13 protein-coding genes and 1 pseudogene are annotated in these 18,934 nt (G+C 72.4%); 7 read left to right on the plus strand and 7 right to left on the minus strand.

Features of this window, described 5'->3' with window-relative positions:
- Nucleotides 1-33 precede the first annotated feature (33 nt).
- Nucleotides 34-150, minus strand: coding sequence for a SapB/AmfS family lanthipeptide (locus I8N67_RS05615; protein ID WP_005483995.1), 117 nt, complete (start codon nt 148-150; stop codon nt 34-36).
- A gap of 95 nt (nt 151-245) precedes the next feature.
- Nucleotides 246-3,656 carry a class III lanthionine synthetase LanKC gene (gene lanKC, locus I8N67_RS05625; protein WP_234045159.1) on the minus strand — a complete coding sequence of 1,137 codons (3,411 nt, stop codon included), beginning with the start codon at nt 3,654-3,656 and terminating at the stop codon, nt 246-248.
- 273 nt (nt 3,657-3,929) lie between these two features.
- Here lanKC and I8N67_RS05630 point away from each other — a divergent pair, with 273 nt between their 5' ends.
- Both I8N67_RS05630 and I8N67_RS05635 read left to right on the plus strand, forming a co-directional pair.
- Nucleotides 3,930-6,368, plus strand: a complete 2,439-nt coding sequence (locus I8N67_RS05630) for a SpoIIE family protein phosphatase (protein WP_200301461.1) — start codon at nt 3,930-3,932, stop codon at nt 6,366-6,368.
- A gap of 4 nt (nt 6,369-6,372) precedes the next feature.
- A complete protein-coding gene (locus I8N67_RS05635) occupies nt 6,373-6,876 on the plus strand; it encodes a metallophosphoesterase family protein (RefSeq protein WP_200301462.1) in 504 nt (167 codons plus the stop codon).
- A 4-nt stretch (nt 6,877-6,880) separates the two neighbouring features.
- On the opposite strand, the gene I8N67_RS05640 is transcribed toward I8N67_RS05635, so the two are convergent.
- A complete protein-coding gene (locus I8N67_RS05640) occupies nt 6,881-8,005 on the minus strand; it encodes an XdhC family protein (protein ID WP_200301463.1) in 1,125 nt (374 codons plus the stop codon).
- A 410-nt stretch (nt 8,006-8,415) separates the two neighbouring features.
- Here I8N67_RS05640 and I8N67_RS05645 point away from each other — a divergent pair, with 410 nt between their 5' ends.
- Nucleotides 8,416-10,287: a glycoside hydrolase family 5 protein gene (locus tag I8N67_RS05645; RefSeq protein ID WP_234045160.1), complete on the plus strand. Its 1,872-nt coding sequence runs from the start codon at nt 8,416-8,418 to the stop codon at nt 10,285-10,287.
- A 3-nt stretch (nt 10,288-10,290) separates the two neighbouring features.
- Here the strand turns inward: I8N67_RS05645 and I8N67_RS05650 are convergent, their stop codons facing one another.
- Nucleotides 10,291-11,553 carry a YncE family protein gene (locus I8N67_RS05650; RefSeq protein ID WP_200301465.1) on the minus strand — a complete coding sequence of 421 codons (1,263 nt, stop codon included), beginning with the start codon at nt 11,551-11,553 and terminating at the stop codon, nt 10,291-10,293.
- Between the two features lie 182 nt (nt 11,554-11,735).
- Nucleotides 11,736-12,965: a glycosyltransferase gene (locus tag I8N67_RS05655; RefSeq protein WP_200301579.1), complete on the minus strand. Its 1,230-nt coding sequence runs from the start codon at nt 12,963-12,965 to the stop codon at nt 11,736-11,738.
- Nucleotides 12,966-13,306: 341 nt separating this feature from the next.
- Here I8N67_RS05655 and I8N67_RS05660 point away from each other — a divergent pair, with 341 nt between their 5' ends.
- The 3 genes and pseudogenes from I8N67_RS05660 to I8N67_RS05670 all read left to right on the plus strand — a co-directional run.
- Nucleotides 13,307-13,765 carry a HEAT repeat domain-containing protein gene (locus I8N67_RS05660; protein ID WP_200301466.1) on the plus strand — a complete coding sequence of 153 codons (459 nt, stop codon included), beginning with the start codon at nt 13,307-13,309 and terminating at the stop codon, nt 13,763-13,765.
- Nucleotides 13,666-14,388, plus strand: coding sequence for a hypothetical protein (locus tag I8N67_RS05665; protein WP_200301467.1), 723 nt, complete (start codon nt 13,666-13,668; stop codon nt 14,386-14,388). Before I8N67_RS05660 ends, I8N67_RS05665 begins: the two co-directional genes overlap by 100 nt.
- Nucleotides 14,381-14,896: pseudogene (locus tag I8N67_RS05670) on the plus strand (RNA-guided endonuclease TnpB family protein); the annotation flags it as partial. The gene I8N67_RS05665 and the pseudogene I8N67_RS05670, both read left to right, overlap by 8 nt.
- A gap of 57 nt (nt 14,897-14,953) precedes the next feature.
- Here I8N67_RS05670 and I8N67_RS05675 read toward each other — a convergent pair.
- Complete coding sequence (locus tag I8N67_RS05675) at nt 14,954-15,319, minus strand: nuclear transport factor 2 family protein (protein WP_200301468.1); 366 nt, start codon at nt 15,317-15,319, stop codon at nt 14,954-14,956.
- 305 nt (nt 15,320-15,624) lie between these two features.
- On the opposite strand from I8N67_RS05675, the gene I8N67_RS05680 reads away from it, so the two are divergent.
- The gene (locus I8N67_RS05680) at nt 15,625-17,085 is read left to right on the plus strand and encodes an aldehyde dehydrogenase family protein (protein WP_200301469.1); all 1,461 of its coding nucleotides are present in this window, start codon (nt 15,625-15,627) and stop codon (nt 17,083-17,085) included.
- A 9-nt stretch (nt 17,086-17,094) separates the two neighbouring features.
- On the opposite strand, the gene I8N67_RS05685 is transcribed toward I8N67_RS05680, so the two are convergent.
- Nucleotides 17,095-18,855, minus strand: coding sequence for an ABC transporter ATP-binding protein (locus tag I8N67_RS05685; protein WP_200301470.1), 1,761 nt, complete (start codon nt 18,853-18,855; stop codon nt 17,095-17,097).
- Nucleotides 18,856-18,934 lie beyond the last annotated feature (79 nt).

Consider the following 18,934-nt stretch of genomic DNA (forward strand, 5'->3'; position numbering starts at 1 on the left):
CGGCTCAGCGGCCGCTTCGGGTCGGAGTCCGAGTCAGAGGCAGAGCGTGATGCTGGCCGCGCTGACACAGGACAGGACGCTCAGGGAGCTGGGGCCGCCGGTGCCGGTGGTCTCGTCGGCTTCCATCGTCTGCAGGTCGAGAAGTGCCATGTCGATTCCTTTCGGTTGGTGCCCCGTGCCGTACAGATCCGGGGCCATGGGGACGGGGGTGTTGCGTCACGACGCCGCCGGGTGGCGGAGCCGCGTCATTGGAGCCGCCGTCGCAGCGGCGGCAGGAACGGCAGCTGCGGCCTGACCTCGTCATCGGCGGCCAGCGCCGAACCGAGCGCCAGCAGACACCCCGCCGTTCCGGTACCGAGGTCCATGGAGAGCCGCATCAAGTGGTTCCCCGGGAAAGCCAGTTGCCCCTGATACGGCATCGCATGCCAGCCGAGCGCGGCGATCTGCGCCACCGTCCACTCCCAGGGAGCGCCCGTCCGCCCGAGATGAAGAACCATCCCGGCCCGCCCCTCGAACAGCCCCGGCTGCGCGTAGAAGCGATAGCCCGCAGCAGCACGGATGCCGACGCGCGCCCGCATGAACTCGCCGACCCGGCCGCCGCCTGCACCGGTTGCGCCGCCTGCACCGGTTGCGCCGCCCGTGCCGGTTGCGCCGCCCGTGCCGGTCGTGCCGCCCGTGCCGGTCGTGCCGCCCGTGCCGGTCGTGCCGCCCGTGCCGGTCGTGCCGGCCGTGCCGCTCGCGCCAGTGCTGCCGATCATGCCAGCCGGGCCGACTGTGCCGGTCGCGCCCGTACGGCCGATCGTGCCGGTTGCGCCGCGCGTGCCGCCCGTGTCGCCCAGGCCAGCGGTGCCGCCCGCGCCGACGGCGCCAGCGGTGCCGGTCGCGTCAGCCGTGCCGCCCGTGTCGCCCAGGCCGACGGTGTCAGCCGTGCCGCCCGCGCCCGTACGGCCGGCCGGGCCGACCGTGCCGGCCGGGCCGACCGTGCCGGCCGGGCCGACCGTGCCGGCCGGGCCGACCGTGCCGGCCGGGCCGACTGTGCCAGCCGCGCCGCCCGCGCCGACGGCGCCAGCAGTGCCGGTCGTGCCAGCCGGGCCAACCGTGTCGACCAACCCGGGGGCGCCACCCGTGTCGCCCAATGCGGCGGCGCCACCCGTGTCGCCCAATCCGGCGGGGCCAGCCGTGTCGCCCAACGCGGCGGCGCCACCCGTGTCGCCCAACGCGGCGGGGCCAGCCACCTCTGCCGCCAGATAGTCGTCGAGCACCATCCCCACGCCCACGCTCCCGTCGCCGAGGTACGGCATCGTTCGCCATCCCTCGTCGACGGCCAGCCCGCCGTTCTTCTGCTCGACCAGGCACTCCAGGTCCTGGCGCAACGCCTCGCCCGCCGCGTCGAGCAGCATGCGGTCGCCCGTCGCCTCGTACCGGCGCAGCAGGAACAGGGCGGGACCGCTCGCGCCGCGCAGCAGGCCGGCGCGTCGGCGGGGCGGGGCCGGGCGGGGCTCGGCGAGGCGGTGTACGAGGAGGTGCGCGGCCTCGGCCGCGCGTTCGCGCAGTTCGGACTCGCCGGTGGTGAGTGCCAGCCGGTCGAGGACCAGACCGAGGCCGGCGAGACCCCCGCTCAGGTCGGACGACAGCTTCTGCCACTTCTCGGCGAGGATCAGCTCGACCAGGTCCAGGGCCCGCTGCCGGTGTCCGAGCCGGTCCAGGACGTAGGCGACGCCCGCGAGGCCGTCGTACAGGCCGAGCGGGGTGCCGACCGGCACCGGGTCGGTGTGGTCGAGCAGCCAGCGCTCGCCCTCCTCGTAGCGCTCCGCCCCGGTCTCGGCGAGCGCGTACAGCACGCCCGCGGCGCCGTGCGCGAGGCCGAGGCCACCGCCGTCGGAGAACTGGGCGACATCGCCGGGGAAGAGCCGGTCGTCGCGCTCCGGTGTGGCCGAGGCCAGGATCGCCTTGACCATCGAGTCACGGCTGTACGGCCAGTCACCGGGCTCGGCGAGAGAGCCGAACGGCGAGGCGGACGGGCCACTCGGCGCCGGTGCCGCCGTGGCGGTGGCCCGGTGCAGCCCGGACGCGGCGGTCTCGTGGTTCCCGGACGCGGCGGTCCGGGAAAGCCCCGACGCGCCGGCCCCCGCCCCCTCCGCACGGGCCGGCGCGTGACCCCCGCCGCTCGTCCCGACGACGCCCCCGGCGCTCCTCGCGCTCCCCGCGCCCCCACGGAGGATCTCCGCGACCGCCTCGTCCAGGAACCCCCGCGGCACCGCCGGGAACTGCCCCGCGATCACCTCCGCCAGATGCGCGGCCTTCCCCCGGTCCACCACGAACAGCGAGGTGACCGGGAGGAACAGCGCGAGGCGCAGACAGGCGAGGGCGTAGCGGTCGACGTCCGGGCCCGTGCGGTCCGGGGGCGCCAGGAAACCGGGGTGGGCGACGATCTGGCGGCCGTTCTCCTCGGCCGGTGCCGCCGCCTCGAAGTCCAGCAGGGACACCGAGCGCTCGTCGGGCGCGACCATGACGTTGAAGACATGCAGGTCGTTGAAGACGATCCCGCGCGAGTGCACCGCCTCGACCGCCTCCTCGACGGCCCGGTGGATACGTAACGCCCAGTCCGTGTACGCGGCGACCGCGCCCGGCTCAGGGTCCGGCGCCAGCAGCGGGTGGCGTTCGGCGACGTACGAGTTGAGCGGGCGGCCCTCGACGAAGTCCATGACGAGGAAGCGGTGGTCGCCGAGCGTGAACCGGTCGCGCACCTCGGGGACGACCCCGAGCCCCGCCAGCCGCTCCAGCGCGTCCCCCTCCCGCTCCAGCCGGGTCACCGCGTCGGCCCCGTCGGCGGCCAGCCCGGCGTGCGGGCGCCCCTCCTTGAGGACCACCCGGCGGCCGTCCCGGGTGTCGGTACCGACGTACACCCCGCCGCCGTTGGAGAAGTGCAGCGCCTTCTCGATGCGGTACGGCAGATCGCCGACCGTGGTCGTGTTGCGGGCCGCGAGCTGCGGTTCGAGGAACGCGGGCAGCGTCACCCACCCGGGCACATGGAAGGTCGGCTTCCGCTGGTCCGGCACCAGCGTCCCCCCGCCGTCGCGGACGGCCGGGACGAGCGTGCCCCGCTCGTCGACGACGAAGGAGCGCGTGAAGGCGCCGTAGCGGACGTACAGCGGTCCGGCGTTCCAGCGCAGATCGGTGAGGATGTACGGCCCGTCGAACCCGTCGAGGAGTTCGCCCAGCTCGCGCAGGACGAGGTGCAGCCGCTCCTCGTCGGCAGGGTAGAGCGTCACGAACTTGCCGCTGGTGTCGCGGCCCGCGTACTTGGCGTTGCGCAGGTGCAGCAGATGCGGGCCCGGCACGAACTTGAAAGGGATCAGCCGGGGCACGCAGTAGTCCCACACGATCGCCGCGATCCGGTCCGCGTTCGCCCGGGTGGCGCAGGCGTGCACCTTCCATCCCTGGGTGGGCCCCGGACGCGGCCGCCCGCCGTCGTCGACCGGGGTCAGCGTCAGCCAGTCCCCGATCCGGGCCGCCCGCCAGCCCTCGGGCACCGCCCGCCGGGCCGTCTCGTAGCCGGGCGCCGCCGTGGCGTCGCCCGCGCCGGACGACAGCCGGTCCGGCGTCTCGTAGAAGTGTCTGTCGGCGAGCGCGTACGCCTCGTACCGCTTGTCCATGCCAGTTCCCCCGGGTCGGTGTCGCCGTCTCCCCCTGGGCCGAATGACGTCGAGCCTTCCAGCCGGCCCGGGGCGCCGGACAGTCACAGCTGTCACCAGAAACCCGTCACGCGTGTCACGCGATCACCGTGCGGAACGCACGCGTAAAGACCTGTTCGGGGCCTTTCGGTCGCGGACGCCCGGAGTACCCGCGGTGCCCGGAGTGCGGACCCCGGCTCCACGGAGCGGTCGCGGGGGCTGCGCGACCGTGCCGGAAGCGCTGTAATTGCGGATGTGGTCAGTGAGGGCGCAGCGGAACGCGGCACGAGGACGCTGCGTGCCGAGCTTGCCCTCAAGGCGCTCACCGGCGAGCTCGATCCGCAGGAGCGACTGCACGCCATCCTCGAACAGGTGCTCGTCTTCGCGGACGCGACCGTCGCCGCCGTGTTCGTCCCGAACGGCGACGGGGACCTGCTGTCCCTGGTCTCCGCGGCCGGCGTACCGAGGAGCCTGTACGGGCTGCGCGACAGCTACCCGGCCGCCGGGACCGCCCCGTTCGCCGAGGCGTGCCGCGCCGGACAGCCGCGCTGGCTCGGCTCCGCGGAGCTCCACCGGGACGCCGACGCCCGCCGCGCGCACCCCAGGGACTTCTCACTGGCCGTGCTGCCGCTGCGCGAGCGCGGCTGCCTGGTCGCCGTCACCGACGCCACGGACGGCTTCGGCGCCGAGGAACGGCACTGCCTCGACCTGCTCGCCGAGGCGGTCACCGCTGCCGCCCCCGCCCCGCCCGCCGGGCCCGGCGCCTCGTTCGACCTGGCCATGGACACCGGGCGGGTCGAGGTCACCGGCGAGCTGCTCGAGCTGTTCGGGATGGGCCCGGACGACTTCGACGGCCGCGTCGAGACCCTGCTCGCGCTCACCGTGCCCGAGGATCTGCCCGCGCTGATGTCCGTCGTGGAGGCGGACCACATGTCCATCGGCGATCGAGAGCTGGAGTTCCGCATCCTGCATCCCTCCGGCGGGCAGAAGTGGCTGCGGCTGCGCGGCCGGATGCTGCCCGGCAGCTCCGGGGACCCGGACCGCCCCACCCGCCTGGTGGGCACCGTCGCCGACGCCTCCATCCTGCGCGGCGGCCGGGGCGACGTGGCCCGTATCCAGCGCCTCGCCGCCGCGCTGGCCACCGCCGGCACCGTCCGCGACGTCAGCCAGGCCGTCGTCACCGCCCTGCGCAAACCGCTGCACGCCGACCGGATCGCCCTCGCCGAGCTGGAGGCCGACCGTCTCGTCGTCACCGTCCTCGACCCGCCGCAGCCGGAGCACTGGCCCGAGGTGTGGCGCTCCGAATGGCGCTCCGAGTGGCCGGACGCGCCGGTGCGCACCATGCCGACCCTCGCCGCCGCCCTGCGCGAGGGACGCATCGCGATCTGGCCCGCCGACACCGCCCTGGAACCCGCCCTCGCCGAGGTCGGCCCCGGCGGCCTCGCCGTCCTCCCGCTGCCCGCCGGCGGACGCATGGCCGGAGCCTGCTTGATCGGCTGGGACAGCCCCCACGACTTCGCCCCCGAGGAGCGCGCGCTGCTCACCGCCGCCTCCGGCCTCGCCGGGCAGGCCCTGATGCGCGCCCACGCCTTCGACGCCGAGCACGAACTCATCGGCACGCTCCAGCGCACCCTCCTCCCACGCCGCCTGCCCCAGCTCCCCGGCGCGGCCGCCGTCGCCCGCTACCTGCCCACCACCGCCGGTCTGGAGGTCGGCGGCGACTGGTACGACGTCATCCCGCTGCCCGACAACCACGTCGCCCTCGTCATCGGCGACGTCCAGGGCCACAACGCGGGCGCCGCCACCCTCATGGGCCAGATGCGCACCGCCCTGCGCGCGTACGCCGTCGAAGGGCACCCCCCGGACGTCGTCGTCTCGCACGCCAACCGGCTGCTCGTGGACATGGAGACCGACCTCTTCGCCACCTGCTGCTATGTCGACATCGACATGGAGGAGGGCTCCGCCTGGTACGTACGCGCCGGCCATCTGCCGCCGGTGCTGCGTCACCCGGACGGCGGCACCGAGATCACCGAGTCGGAGGGCGGACCGCCGCTCGGCGTCGTCCTGCGGGCCGACTTCCCCATGAGCCCGCTGCGCCTGGCCCCCGGCACCCTGCTCGCCCTCACCACGGACGGCCTCGTGGAATCCGCCGACCTGGACGTCGAGGACGGACTCGACCAGATGGCCGACAAACTCTCCGGGGCCGACCCCGCCCACCTCGGCGCGGTCGCCGACACCCTGCTCAGCGGCGCCAACCGCGACGACGACGTCGCCCTGCTCCTCATGCGCTACGACGGCATGGCCCTGCGCCCGCAGCGCGAGAACTGGAGCGTGTGGCGCGTCCCCCAGGCGGTCGGCCAGGCCCGCCGCTACACCCGGCGCGTCCTGCGCGCCTGGGGCGTGGAGTCCGAGGCCGACACCGTGCTCCTCGTCGTCTCCGAACTCGTCACCAACGCCCTCGTCCACACCGACGGCCGGGTCCGCCTCGACCTCACCCTCCTCAGCGACCGCCTGCGCGTCGCGGTCGCCGACGCCTCACCCCGTACGCCGGTCAAGCCCACCAGCATCGGCTGGGAGGCCACCGGCGGCCGTGGCATCCTCCTCGTCGAGGCCATGTCGTCGGCCTGGGGCACCGTCCCGGTCAGCGGCGGCAAGCAGGTGTGGGCGCAGGTCCCCCTTCGGGTGACACCCTGACGGTGTGCGCCTGCTTCTCATGTCCGACACCCATCTGCCCAAGCGCGCGAAAGAGCTGCCCGGGCGACTCCTCGACGAACTCCCGCACGCCGACGTGGTCGTCCACGCCGGCGACTGGGTCGACGAGGCCACCCTCGACCTCCTCGAAAGCCGCTCCCACCGCCTGATCGGCGTGTACGGCAACAACGACGGCCCCGCCCTGCGCGCCCGCCTCCCCGAAGTGGCCCGCGCCGAACTGGCCGGCCTGCGCCTCGCCGTCGTCCACGAGACGGGCCCCGCCCAGGGCCGCGAACGCCGCTGCGCCGACCGCTTCCCCGACTGCGACGTTCTCGTCTTCGGCCACAGCCACATCCCCTGGGACACCACCACGACCACCGGCCTCCGCCTCCTCAACCCCGGCTCCCCGACGGACCGCCGCCGCCGGCCCCACTGCACCTACCTCACGGCGACCGTGACGAACGGCGCCCTGACGGACGTACACCTGCACCGCCTGCCACCCCGGACCTGACCACTTAGGCCATGTGTGGCGGATGGATCACCCCGGTCGTCGCCGTCAGCGGCACGCCGCTGCCGCCCCACCGGAGCGCCACGATCTCCGCCGCGACGGACACGGCCACCTCCTCGGGCGTACGGGCGCCGAGGTCGAGGCCGACCGGGGAGCGCAGCCGGGACAGCTCGGCCGCGCCGAGCCCCGCCTCCCGCAGCCGTTCCGTACGGTCGTCGTGCGTACGGCGGCTGCCCATCGCCCCGATGTAGGCGGCCGGCCGGCGCAGGGCCTCCTCGAGGAGCGGCACGTCGAACTTGGGGTCGTGGGTGAGGACGCAGATCACCGTGCGGTCGTCGGTGGGGGTGCCGCGCAGATAGCGGTGCGGCCAGTCGACGACCACCTCGACGGCGGCGGGGAACCGTTTCGAGGTGGCGAACACCGGGCGGGCGTCGCACACCGTGACGCGGTAGCCGAGGAAGTCGCCGATCCGGGCGACCGCCGCCGCGTAGTCGATCGCGCCGAACACCAGCATCCGGGGCGGCGGCGCGAAGGAGTGCAGGAAGACGGTGACGGAGTCCTCGCGCCGCTCGCCGCCGGGCCCGTAGTGCCGCTGCCCGGTGGCGCCCTGGGCGAGTTCGCCGCGCGCGTCGGCGGTGACGGCCGCGTCGAGGCCCGCCGAGCCGAGCGTGCCATGTGCGCCGTGGGCGCCGGTCGGCTCGTCCGGCCACACGGCGAGGGTGGCGCCGAGTGGCGCCGGCCCGTCGATCACGGTCGCCACGGTCACCGGGTCCCCGGCGCCCACGGACTCCACGACCGGTCCGAACGACGGGTCCTCGGCGGCCGTCATCCGCCGCACGAGGAGAGTGATCTCCCCGCCGCACGTCAGCCCCACGGCGAACGCGTCCTCGTCGCTGTACCCGAACGTCTCCAGGCGCGCCTCGCCGGACGCCACCACCTCCTGGGCCAGCTCGAACACCGCGCCCTCCACACAGCCGCCGGACACACTGCCCACGACCTCGTCACCGGGCCCGACCGCCATCGCGGCCCCCGGCCCGCGCGGCGCGCTCCGGCTGACCGCTACGACGGTGGCGAGGCCGAAGGGGGAGCCCGCCGCGTACCACTCGCCGAGCGCCGGGAGGATCTCACGCATGGCGGGCCACCCGAACAGGGGATCCAGCTGCGAGCTTCAAGGGTCCACTCCTCTCACCACCACCGCCGGACGCTCCGGCGCGGCCGGCTGTGCCGGGCGCGTGACCGGGGCGGGCCTTGAGGCGATCGGCCCGGATCACCCCGGTGCGCGAGCCGGTGCCAGCCTCGCATCCGCCCCGCGAACGCCGCCGGACCGCCACGCTCCGACCCGCCCGACAGGACCACGACGACCGCGCCCCGTGGGGCGCCCGCCCGGAGGGCCGTGCGAGGACCCGCCGGGTCGTCCCAGGCAAAGAATCAGCCGTGACAGGTGAACTCTTCTGAGAAATCGGGTACTTACTCGTGCGTCAGTTGCTATTGACTGCTCGCCTGCCCATTGGGACGGTAGGGGACATGTCGAATGTGGCGGACATGTCAAGATTGCGCATACGTCTGCTCGGTGTCCTGGTACTCGTCACCGGCTTCCTGACCACGGCGGGCCCCATCCAGCCCGCCTCCGCTCTCACTGATGAACTCTGGTTCGACTCGCAGGCCGCGGCCACCCTCACGGTCGACGGCGGCCGCTTCAAGGACGGCCTCGGCCGCGAGGTCGTCCTGCGCGGCTACAACGTCTCGGGTGAGACGAAACTCAAGGAGAACAACGGTCTGCCCTTCGCCTCGGTCGCCGACGCGAAGAAGTCGGCGACCGCGCTGAGGGCACTCGGCGGCGGCAACTCCGTCCGCTTCCTGCTCTCCTGGGCGTACGCGGAACCGGTGCGCGGGCAGGTGAACAACGCCTACCTCGCGGCGGCCACCGCGCAGATGGGTGCCTTCCTCGACGCGGGCATCCGCGTCTACCCGGACTTCCACCAGGACCTCTACTCCCGGTGGCTGTTCGACTCGGACAGCTGGTACACCGGCGACGGCGCCCCCAAATGGGCCGTCGACCTCGGCGACTACCCTGACGAGTACTGCGGGATCTGCCCGTTCTGGGGCCAGAACATCACCTCCAACGCGGCGGTGACGGAGGCGACGTACGACTTCTGGCACAACACCTACGGGCTCCAGGACTCCTTCCTGGACACCGCGCAGAAGACGATGACGTACGTGAAGGCCAACCTCACGACCGCCCAGTTCCAGGGCGTCGTCGGCTTCGACCCGTGGAACGAGCCGCACCCGGGGACTCTCGACTCGGGCCAGACCAGCAGGGCGTGGGAGAAGGACGTCATGTGGCCCTTCTACGTCAAGTTCCGCGCCCGCATGGACGCGGCGGGCTGGCAGTCGAAGCCGGCCTTCGTCGAGCCGAACCTCTTCTGGAACGCCAACCTCGACTTCCAGAAACAGGAGGGCGGACTCCTCGACGCGGGCACGATCGGACCGCGCTACGTCTTCAACACCCACTTCTACGACCAGAAGGCGATCTCCGGCGTCTTCATGTGGGGCAAGGCGGAGGACGGCCAGTACGTGACCGACTTCGGGACCGTGCGTGACCGGGCCGCCGCAGGCGGTACGACGGCGATCGTCAGCGAGTTCGGACACCCCCTCGTCGGCTCGGTGTCCGACAAGGCGCCCACGGTCTACAAGGCCATGTACCAGGCGCTCGACTCCCGGGTGAAGGGCGCGAACTGGTGGGCCGACCCGGCCTCCTCCGGCCCTATCCTCTCCGGCTCCCAGTGGCAGTGGGACATCTACAACGGCCGCCACAACGAGCTGATGAACGACAACCCCGACGAGGTCAAGGTCGAGGGGGACGCCTGGAACGACGAGGACCTCTCCGCCGTACGCCTCGACGACTCCGGTACGGCCGTGCTCCGGCAGGACGCCCGGATGCTCGACCGGATCTACCCGAGCGCCACGGCGGGCAGCGCGGTCGCCTTCACCTATGAGGACCGCTCGCGCGACGGTTCCACGACGCTGACGTGGAACCCGGTGCCCAGTTCGTTGCCGAACGTCTCCTCGCTCGTCGGTTCGGGTCAGTACTCCTTGCTGGTCTGGCGCTCGGACGGCAGCTCCGAACCGACCGAGCTGCACCTCCCGGCGTCCTTCCCCACCGCGTCCACCACGGTGGTGTCCGACCTCGGGGTGACGGCCGCGCCGCCGGCCTACACCACCTCGACGCCCATCGCCGCCGCCAAGGAACCGGGCGGCACCGGCAGCCGCCGACTGCTCCTCACCGCCGCCGACTCGGGCAAGCTGCACTACGCCCTGGTCACCAACGGCGCGACAGCCCCGTCCGCCACGCAGTTGAGCGCGGCACGGACGGAGCTGTCGGGGTGGCTGGCGTCGGAGTTCAGCCAGTCCTGAAGGTCAGTTGGAAGGTCCGGTCCAGTCGGCGGGCACATGAGCCAGGCGCACGCGCTGCGGGTGGTCGCCGACTGCGACGGACACGGTCTTGCGGCCGGTGGCGAAGTCGATCGCCGTGACCTGGTCGGCGCCGCTCTCGGAGACCACACAGGACTTGCCGTCACCGCTGACGGTCGCCCAGTACGGCTTGGAGACGGGGACGAGCGGGCCCTCCTGGAGGGTCGCACGGTCCACGACGGTCGCGTAGTCGTCCATCGTGCCCGCGACACACAGCTTGGTGCCGTCCGGCTTCATCGAGATGCCGTGGTGGCGCGAGTCGTTGACGAACGTGGTCCGGTCGTCGCTGGTCGCCGAATTCTTCGGCAGGGTCTTCGTACGCGTGATCTTGTCGGTGGCGATGTCGTACTCGAAGAAGCCGTTGAAGAACGACACCTGGAAGTACAGCTTCGTCTCGTCCGGGGAGAACGCGGCGGGGCGGACCGCGTCGGAGTAGTCGCTCAGCCCGATCGCGTCGAGCCGCGCCCGCATGTCGATCACCTTGACCTGCTGGAAGGTGCTCGCGTCGATGACCGTGATCTTCCGGTCGCCCTTCGTCCAGTCCAGCCAGGGCGCGTCGGTCGCGGTGTTCACATCGCCGATCGCCATGTTCCAGATGTACTTGCCGTCACTGGTGAAGACGTTCTCGTGCGGCTTGTCACCGGTGGCGAACGAACCGAGCTGCCGGCCGGTGACGATGTCCAGCACATGCACCGTGTTCGACGTCGAGGCCGAGACCGCGACGCGCTTGCCGTCGGGGGAGACCGCCATGTGGTCGGAGCGGTAACCGGACACGGGGAAACGCCAGTTGATGGCGCCGGTGGTCAGATTGATGGAGACCACGTCGGCGAAGCTCGGGCGGGAGACCACCATCGACGAGCCGTCCGGCGTGGCGTACATGTCGTCCACGAACTGGTCGTGGCCCTCGCCCACGCTGTTGCGGATCGTCATGAAGGCGATCCATCTGATCGGATCGGCGTTGATCTCCGCCATCCGCTCGTCCTTGTCCGGGATGACGTTGACCCGGCCGATCTTCGCGAAGTCACCGGAGGACTTGATGACGTCCGCCGTGCCCTCCCAGTTGTTGCCCACGAACATCACCTCCCGCAGATCGGCCGCGGCCGAGGCGGGAGTGGCGGTCACGGCGGCGGAGGCGGTCAGGGCGAGAACGGCGGCGACGGCACCGAGGTGCCGGGTCCTGCGACGGCGGGGGCTGGAGGTGGCAGACATGGTCGGTTCCTCTTGTTGGCTGAAGCATGACAAGGCGGCTCGGGGAAGCGAGGGAGGAGAGGGGCGGGACTCCGAACAGGTCTGGTTCAGAGTTGACTTACTGGAAAGTAAGGAACGGTCGCACCTCACCACAAGACCAGGGACACGACAAAATCATCAGACGACCGAATCGCGGGTCCGCCTCAGCCCGCCAAGCGGTCCAAGGCGTCACGGACCGGCCCCACCCCGTCCTCCGTCCGCACCTCCTCGGCCAGGGCCCGGGCGCGACGCCCGTACGACGGATCGCCGGTCGCCCGCCGCAGCGCGGCCGTCAGACCGGCGGCCGTGAACCCCCGCAGCGGTACGGCGCCGGGCGACACCCCGAGGGCGACGAGCCGCGCGGCCCAGAAACCCTCGTCGAACTGGACCGGCACGGGCATGGCCGGAACCCCGGCCCGCAGGCCCGCCGCCGTGGTGCCCGCACCCGCGTGGTGGACGACCGCCGCCGTCCTGGGAAAGAGCAGGGAGTGCGGTACCTCGCCCACCGTGAACATGTCGTCGCCCTCGCCGCGCAGCCCGCCCCAACCCCGCTGGATCACCCCGCGCAGCCCGGCCGCCCGCAGAGCCCGTACGACCTCGGAGCTCATCCGCTCGGGATCGGGCACGGTCGCGCTGCCCAGACCCACGAACACCGGCGGCGGCCCGGCGTCGAGAAAGTCCAGCAGCGGGCCGGACAGCCGGTCCTCGCGGTCGTACGGCCACCAGTAGCCGGTGACGTCCAGCCCGGCCCGCCAGTCGCCGGGGCGGGGGACCACCCGGGGGCTGAAACCGTGGAACACCGGCCAGCCCAGCCGCTCCCGGGTCCGGTGCGCGGCCACCCGGCCGGTGCGCGGCAGCCCGTACTCGGCGCGCAGCCTCCGCACCTCCTCGGTGAAGATCCACTCGACGGAGAGGTTCACCGCGTGTCCCGCCGCCCGGTTGACGACCGGGCCCCACGAGCGGACGCCGGTCATCGGCGGCGCGAACTCCCTGGTGGGAGCCAGCGGTTGGAGGTTCACACCCAGACTCGGGATCGACAGCCCCTGGGCGACGGTGTGCCCGAGCGGCGCGAGCGTCCCCGCCAGCAGCAGCACGTCACTGGCGCGGGCGGCGGCCACCAGGTCGTCGGCCATCCGCCCCACCAGACTCCGGGCCATCTCCACCGCCCGGTACAGCTTCCCGGCCCCGGTGGCACTGCGGTGCAGCCCCCGCCCGCGCTCCGACTCCAGCTCGGCCCGAGGATCCACCGGCAGGGCGTGGAAGCCGACCCCCGACCCCGACACCAGCGCCTCGAAGCGGGCATGCGTCACCAGCGTGACCTCGTGCCCGGCCCGCACCAGCCCGTGTCCCAGCCCGGTGTACGGCGCCACATCGCCCCGGGAACCCGCCGTCATGATCGCTACGCGCACGTCCGTCAGTATGGCGGCGCGGCCACGCCCTGACGGGCAGACCGGACCAGGATGACCCGAAAGCGCCCCTGCCCGAGAACCCCTGAGCGGTTTTCTACGGGGGCGGTACTGCTCACAGTGGATGTCACCGTGGTCCGCAGGGTGATCGGTCGATACGACGGGGGAGTCGACGGTGACGAACACGCGGGGCGAGATTCTGCAGGGGCTGGCCCGGAACGAGGGTGCGAGCAGTGCTGTGTTGCTGCGCCTGCTGGCGTCCGAGGCCAAGGCGGCCTGGAGATTGCTGTTCATGCGGCGTGAACTGCCCGCCGACGTGCGTCGACGCGATGGTGACCCACCCCGAGTGGCGGATGCTTGGCGGGTTCGCCGAGAGCTGGGTGGTCGCGGCCGACCGGGTGCGGCTCGTGAACGATCCCGTACCCGAGGTGCGGGCGATCGTGGCCTACGGCCCGCTGCTGTACCGCACGACGGTCGAGCCGCTGCTCGACGAGGCGTACGCGCGACTGCTGGCCGACCCGGACGCGTCGGTACGCGAGTCGGCGGCGGAGTACTCCATCGTTCCGCACCGGATCCTGGTCGAGTACGCCGATCACGCCGACGTCGGCGTCCGCAGGCAGGTCTGCCGGCCTGGGAGGAACTCGCCCCGCATGTCCGTGACGAGCTGCTCGCCGACCCCGATGCCTCCGTGCGGCGGGCCGCCGCCCTGTGGGCCTGCCGGAGCGACGCGGCCCGTAGCGACGAACTCCTCGCCGTCGTCAAGGACTTCGAGTGCCACACCGTCCTGAAGCACGGCCGGTTGGCCCGCGCGACGACCGCACGCCTGGTGGGCCTGGAGGACGAGTACGAGCGGCAGCTGCTCGCGCAGAACCCGTCACTACCGCCCGACCTGGTGGAACGGCTCGCCTCGGACCCGGAACACGACGTGCGCCGACAGGTGTCGGCACGGCCCGGACTGACCGAGGCACAGCGGGCGGCCATCGACCACCGGATCGACTCCAAGGACCGGCTGGGCACACTCGACTGGTTCCTCGACCTCACCGGCGACTCCGCCGCCCTGCGCGCCTGTGCGACCTCCGCCCACCCGTGGCTGCGTCGGAGCGCGGCCCGCCACCCGGCGCTGCCGGCCGACCTCGTCGGACTGCTGGCCGGTGACGAGGACTTCGCGGTCCGCCTGCTCATCTGCGAGTCCCATCCCGGCGTCCCGCCCGAGGCGCTGCTGCGGATGGTCCTGGAATGGGACGGTTATTCGAGCTACAACAGGCTGCGCATGCCGCAGTTCCCGAGGAAGGGCCTCGCCCGCTACGCGGACCGTCCCGACGTGCTCCGGCGTCGGCTCGCCGTCCACGACCCCGACGCGTCGCCCGAGTTGATCGACCGTCTCAGCCGTGACGAACACGTGTGGGTTTAAGAACCGCCAGAAAGCCCGCCTGAAGGTGGCCCGCGCGCACGCGCAGGTCGCCGACGCGCGCCGCGAGTTCCACCACCAGCTCTCCACCAGGCTGATCCGCGAGAATCAAGCGGTCGCCGTGGAGGACCTGGCGGTCAGGGGCCTGGCGCGCACCAGACTGGCCAAGAGCATCCACGACGCGGGCTGGTCGAAGTTCGTGAACATGCTGACCTACAAGGCCGCCCGGTACGGACGCACCTTCGTCAGGATCGGACGGTTCGAGCCCACCAGCCAGGTCTGCTCCACCTGCGGTGCGAACAGCGGGCCCAAACCCCTCGACGTACGTGAGTGGACCTGCACCGACTGCGGGAGTGTCCACGACCGGGACCACAACGCCGCGATCAACGTCAGACAGGTCGCCGGACTGGCGGTTACAGCCTGTGGAGCGCAGGTAGGACCAGAACCCGTTCTGGCACAGCGCCGTGAAGCAGGAAGCCATGGAAGCCCGCCCGATGCCCGTGCCGCGTAGCGGCACAGGCATCCAGCGGGCAGGCCAGAATCCTCGGACTTCAACCCGAGGAGCAAGTCAATCGTCCCAGGCCTGCACCATGGTGTGGTCGACGATCTTGCCGTCGCGCAGGGACATCATCGAACTCGCCAGGACCCGCACCCCGTCGGGGTACTCGCAGGACTCGGTGACGGCGACCTGGTCGCCCTGGACGACGCACTGCTCCACCTTGTGGGTCATGTCCCGGCCGCAGACCTCCTCCAGCATCTCGGCGATCTCGCCCCGGCCGTGCAGGACCTTGGGATGGCTGGGCTGGGTGTTGCGGTCCACGACGCGCATCTCGGCGTCGTCCGCGTAGAGCGACAGCAGTGTCGCCGCGTTCGCTTGTTCCGTGCCCCGGCGCAGCGCTTCGGTGTCGAAGGCGGGGCTGGTCGCGGTACCCATGGGTGACCTCCTTGGAAGCCCGTGGGCCCGGCGGGGGCGCAGGGCCGCGAAAGGCCTCTCCTCCGAGGCTCCTCCGCCGCGCGGGACCGGGCAAGCGCAGCCGGGAACGTGCGCATGATCTCAACTCGACGTATCGCCGCCGCACCCCGTCGCGCGGACACCGCGGCGGGGCTCTTGACATTGCCGGGGCCTGGGCAGAGCATCACGGAAAGGTAACGTGAATTGAATTTCACATCACGAACGCGCCGGAGCGATCATGCTCCATCACGTACCGTCGTCGCTACGTACCCCGAGGAAAGCGCCCCATGGCCATAACCCGTGACCTGTTGATCGGCGGCAAGGACGTGCCCGCCACGTCCGGCCGCACCACCGAAGACCTCGACCCCTACACAGGGGACGTGTACGCGACCGTCGCCGCGGCCGGGCCGGAGGACGTCCGGCGAGCCGTCGACGCCGCCGACGCCGCGTTCGAGGAGTGGGCCGCGCTGGCGCCGTTCGCCCGGCGCGCGATCTTCTTCAAGGCCGCCGATCTGCTGGAGGGCCGGGGCGACCAGGTCGCCGACATCATGGCCCGGGAGGCGGGCGGCACCCGGCCGTGGGCGTACTTCAACGTGGCGCTGGCGGCGAACATCCTGCGCGAGGCCGCGGCCGCGATCACCGCGCCGCGCGGTGAGGTCCTCAGCAGCCAGAAGGAGGGCGCGCTCGGCCTCGCGGTGCGCGAACCCCTGGGCGTGGTCGCCGCGTTCGCGCCGTGGAACGCGCCCGTCATCCTCGGCGTACGGGCGGTCGCGGCACCGCTGGCCGCCGGCAACACCGTCGTCGTCAAGCCCAGCGAGGACGCGCCGATCGCCTGCGGGCTGCTGGTCGCCGATGTGTTCCGGGAGGCCGGGCTGCCCGACGGCGTGCTCAACGTGGTCACCAACGCCCCCGAGGACGCGGCGGAGATCGCCGAGGCGCTGATCTCCGACGAGCGGGTGCGCGCGGTGAACTTCACCGGCTCCACCGGCGTCGGCCGGATCATCGGCGAGCACGCGGCCCGCCATCTCAAGCCCGCCGTACTGGAGTTGGGCGGCAAGAACTCGGTGATCGTGCTCGCCGACGCCGACGTGGACTACGCCGTGGACGCCGTCACCTTCAGCGTCTTCATGAACGCCGGGCAGATCTGCATGTCCGGCGACCGGATCCTCGTCCACGAGTCGCTGGCCGAGGAGTTCGCGCAGAAGTTCACCGCCAAGGTCGCCACCCTCCAGGCCGGTGACCCGGGCCATCCGCACACGGTGGTCGGGCCGCTGGTCAGCGCCGACGCCGCCCGACGGATCGCGGCGCTGGTGAAGGACGCGGTCGCCAAGGGCGCCACCGTGCTCACCGGCGGTGGACAGCCGGAGGGCGCGGTGCACCCGGCGACCGTGCTCACGGACGTCCCCAAGGACGCCGACCTCTACTACCAGGAGTCCTTCGGCCCGCTCTGCGTCCTGCAGACGTTCGCCGCCGACGAGAGCGCCGTGGCCGTCGCCAACGACACCGCCAACGGCCTGAGCTGCGGCATCATCACCGAGAACGCCACACACGGACTGGCCGTCGCCCGCCGCGTCCGCACCGGCATCGTGCACATCAACGACCAGTCCGTGGCCGACGAACCGCAGGCCCCCTTCGGCGGCGTGAAGGCCTCCGGCTACGGGCGCTTCGGCGGCCGCTGGGGCATCGAGGCGTTCTCCAACACCCGCTGGGTGACCATCGCCACCCAGCAGGCGCACTACCCCTTCTGACGCCTCCGGTCAGCCGACCGTCGCGAGGAACTGAGTGGCCGCCAACTCCGCGTAGAGCGGGTCGGCGGCCACCAGCTCGCGATGGGTGCCGACCGCGCGCACCCGCCCCGCGTCCATCACCACGATGCGGTCGGCCATCGTCACCGTGGACAGCCGGTGGGCCACGACCAGCACCGTGGTCGTCCGGGCCACATCGGCGACCGTGTCGCGCAGCGCCGCCTCGTTCACCGCGTCCAGCTGACTCGTCGCCTCGTCGAGCAGCAGCAGCCGGGGGCGGCGCAGCAGGGCCCGCGCGATGGCGACCCGCTGGCGCTCACCGCCGGACAGCTTGGTGCCCCGGTGACCGACCAGGGTCTCCAGGCCCTGCGGCAGCTTGGCTACCAGGCCGTCCAGCCGGGTCGTCTTCAACACCCGCGCGACATCGCTCTCGTCGGCCCGCGGGTTGCCGAGCAGCAGGTTGTCGCGCAGGCTCCCGGACAGCACGGGCGCGTCCTGCTCGACGTAGCCGATCGCGGACCGCAGCCGGGGCAGGTCCCATTCGGTGACATTCCGGCCGTCGACCGTGATGAGGCCCGCCTCGGGGTCGTAGAACCGCTCGATGAGCGAGAAGACCGTGGTCTTGCCCGCGCCCGACGGGCCCACGAACGCCGTCATGCCCCGGGCCGGGACGTCGAAGGTCACCCCGTGGTGGACGTACGGCAGGTCGTCGGCGTACCGGAAGCGGACGTCGTCGAAGGCGAGCGCCGCGGGCGCCGCGTCCGGGGACGGCAGCGGGGCCGGCCGGGCGGCCGGCTCGGCGGGCAGCCCCAGCGCCTCCTGGATGCGGGCCAGCGCGGCGGCGCCCGTCTGGTACTGGGTGATCGCGCCGACGACCTGCTGTATCGGCGACATCAGATAGAAGACGTACAGCAGGAACGCCACCAGCGTGCCCACGTCGATCGCGCCGGTCGCGACCCGGGCGCCACCCACCGCCAGCACGGTGATGAACGCGATCTGCATGGCGAGCCCCGCCGTGTTGCCGGCGGCCGCCGTCCACTTGGCCGCCTTGACGCTCTGCCGCCACGACTCCTCGGCCGCCGCGTGGATGGCCTCCTCCTCGCGGTGCTCGGCACCGGACGCCTTCACCGTGCGCAGCGCGCCGAGGATCCGCTCCAGCGAGGCGCCCATCGCGCCGACCGCGTCCTGCGCCGCCCGGCTCGCCCGGTTGATGCGCGGCACGATCACCCCGAACACCACACCGGCGGCGACGATCACACCCAGGGTCACGGTCAGCAGCACCGGGTCCACCAGCCCCATCAGCACCACCGTCGCGACCAGCGTCAGCCCACCCGTGCCCAGGCCCACGAGCGTGTCGGTGGTGACCTCGCGCAGCAGCGTGGTGTCGGAGGTGATCCGCGCCATCAGGTCGCCCGGCTCGCTGCGGTCCACCGCGGTGATCCGCAGCCGCAGCAGATACGACGACAGGGCGCGCCGCGCGCCGAGCACCACCGACTCGGCCGTGCGCCGCAGCACGTACGAACCGAACGCGCCCACCGCCGCGTTGCCGACGACCAGCGCCGACATCAGCAGCAGAGCCCAGGTGATGGTCCGGTCGTGCGAGAGGTCGTCGATCAACTCGCGGGCCACCAGCGGCAGGGCGAGCCCGGTGGCGCCGGTGAGCAGGGACAGCAGCGCGCCCAGCAGCAGCGCCCAACGATGGGGTCTTACATAGCCGAGCAGCAGCCGCCAGGTGGGCTGCTGCTGCTCGGCTCGGTTCTCAGGGGTGCTCACGAGGCTCCTCGGCAGGTCGGTCGGGGAGTGGGGACCGGGCGCGGAGCTTCAGCCTACGTCGGGTGTGCGGAGCACCGGG

Source organism: Streptomyces adelaidensis, assembly GCF_016598475.1.
Lineage (GTDB): Bacteria > Actinomycetota > Actinomycetes > Streptomycetales > Streptomycetaceae > Streptomyces > Streptomyces adelaidensis.

Bases quoted from the DNA above. Each gene is read 5' to 3' on its own strand.
- I8N67_RS05655 (WP_200301579.1), bottom strand. From the start codon at position 12,965: ATGACGGCGGGTTCCCGGGGCGATGTGGCGCCGTACACCGGGCTGGGA.
- I8N67_RS05650 (WP_200301465.1), bottom strand. From the start codon at position 11,553: ATGTCTGCCACCTCCAGCCCCCGCCGTCGCAGGACCCGGCACCTCGGT.
- I8N67_RS05675 (WP_200301468.1), bottom strand. From the start codon at position 15,319: ATGGGTACCGCGACCAGCCCCGCCTTCGACACCGAAGCGCTGCGCCGG.
- I8N67_RS05645 (WP_234045160.1), top strand. From the start codon at position 8,416: ATGTCAAGATTGCGCATACGTCTGCTCGGTGTCCTGGTACTCGTCACC.
- lanKC (WP_234045159.1), bottom strand. From the start codon at position 3,656: ATGGACAAGCGGTACGAGGCGTACGCGCTCGCCGACAGACACTTCTAC.
- I8N67_RS05615 (WP_005483995.1), bottom strand. From the start codon at position 150: ATGGCACTTCTCGACCTGCAGACGATGGAAGCCGACGAGACCACCGGC.
- I8N67_RS05680 (WP_200301469.1), top strand. From the start codon at position 15,625: ATGGCCATAACCCGTGACCTGTTGATCGGCGGCAAGGACGTGCCCGCC.
- I8N67_RS05660 (WP_200301466.1), top strand. From the start codon at position 13,307: ATGGTGACCCACCCCGAGTGGCGGATGCTTGGCGGGTTCGCCGAGAGC.
- I8N67_RS05640 (WP_200301463.1), bottom strand. From the start codon at position 8,005: ATGCGTGAGATCCTCCCGGCGCTCGGCGAGTGGTACGCGGCGGGCTCC.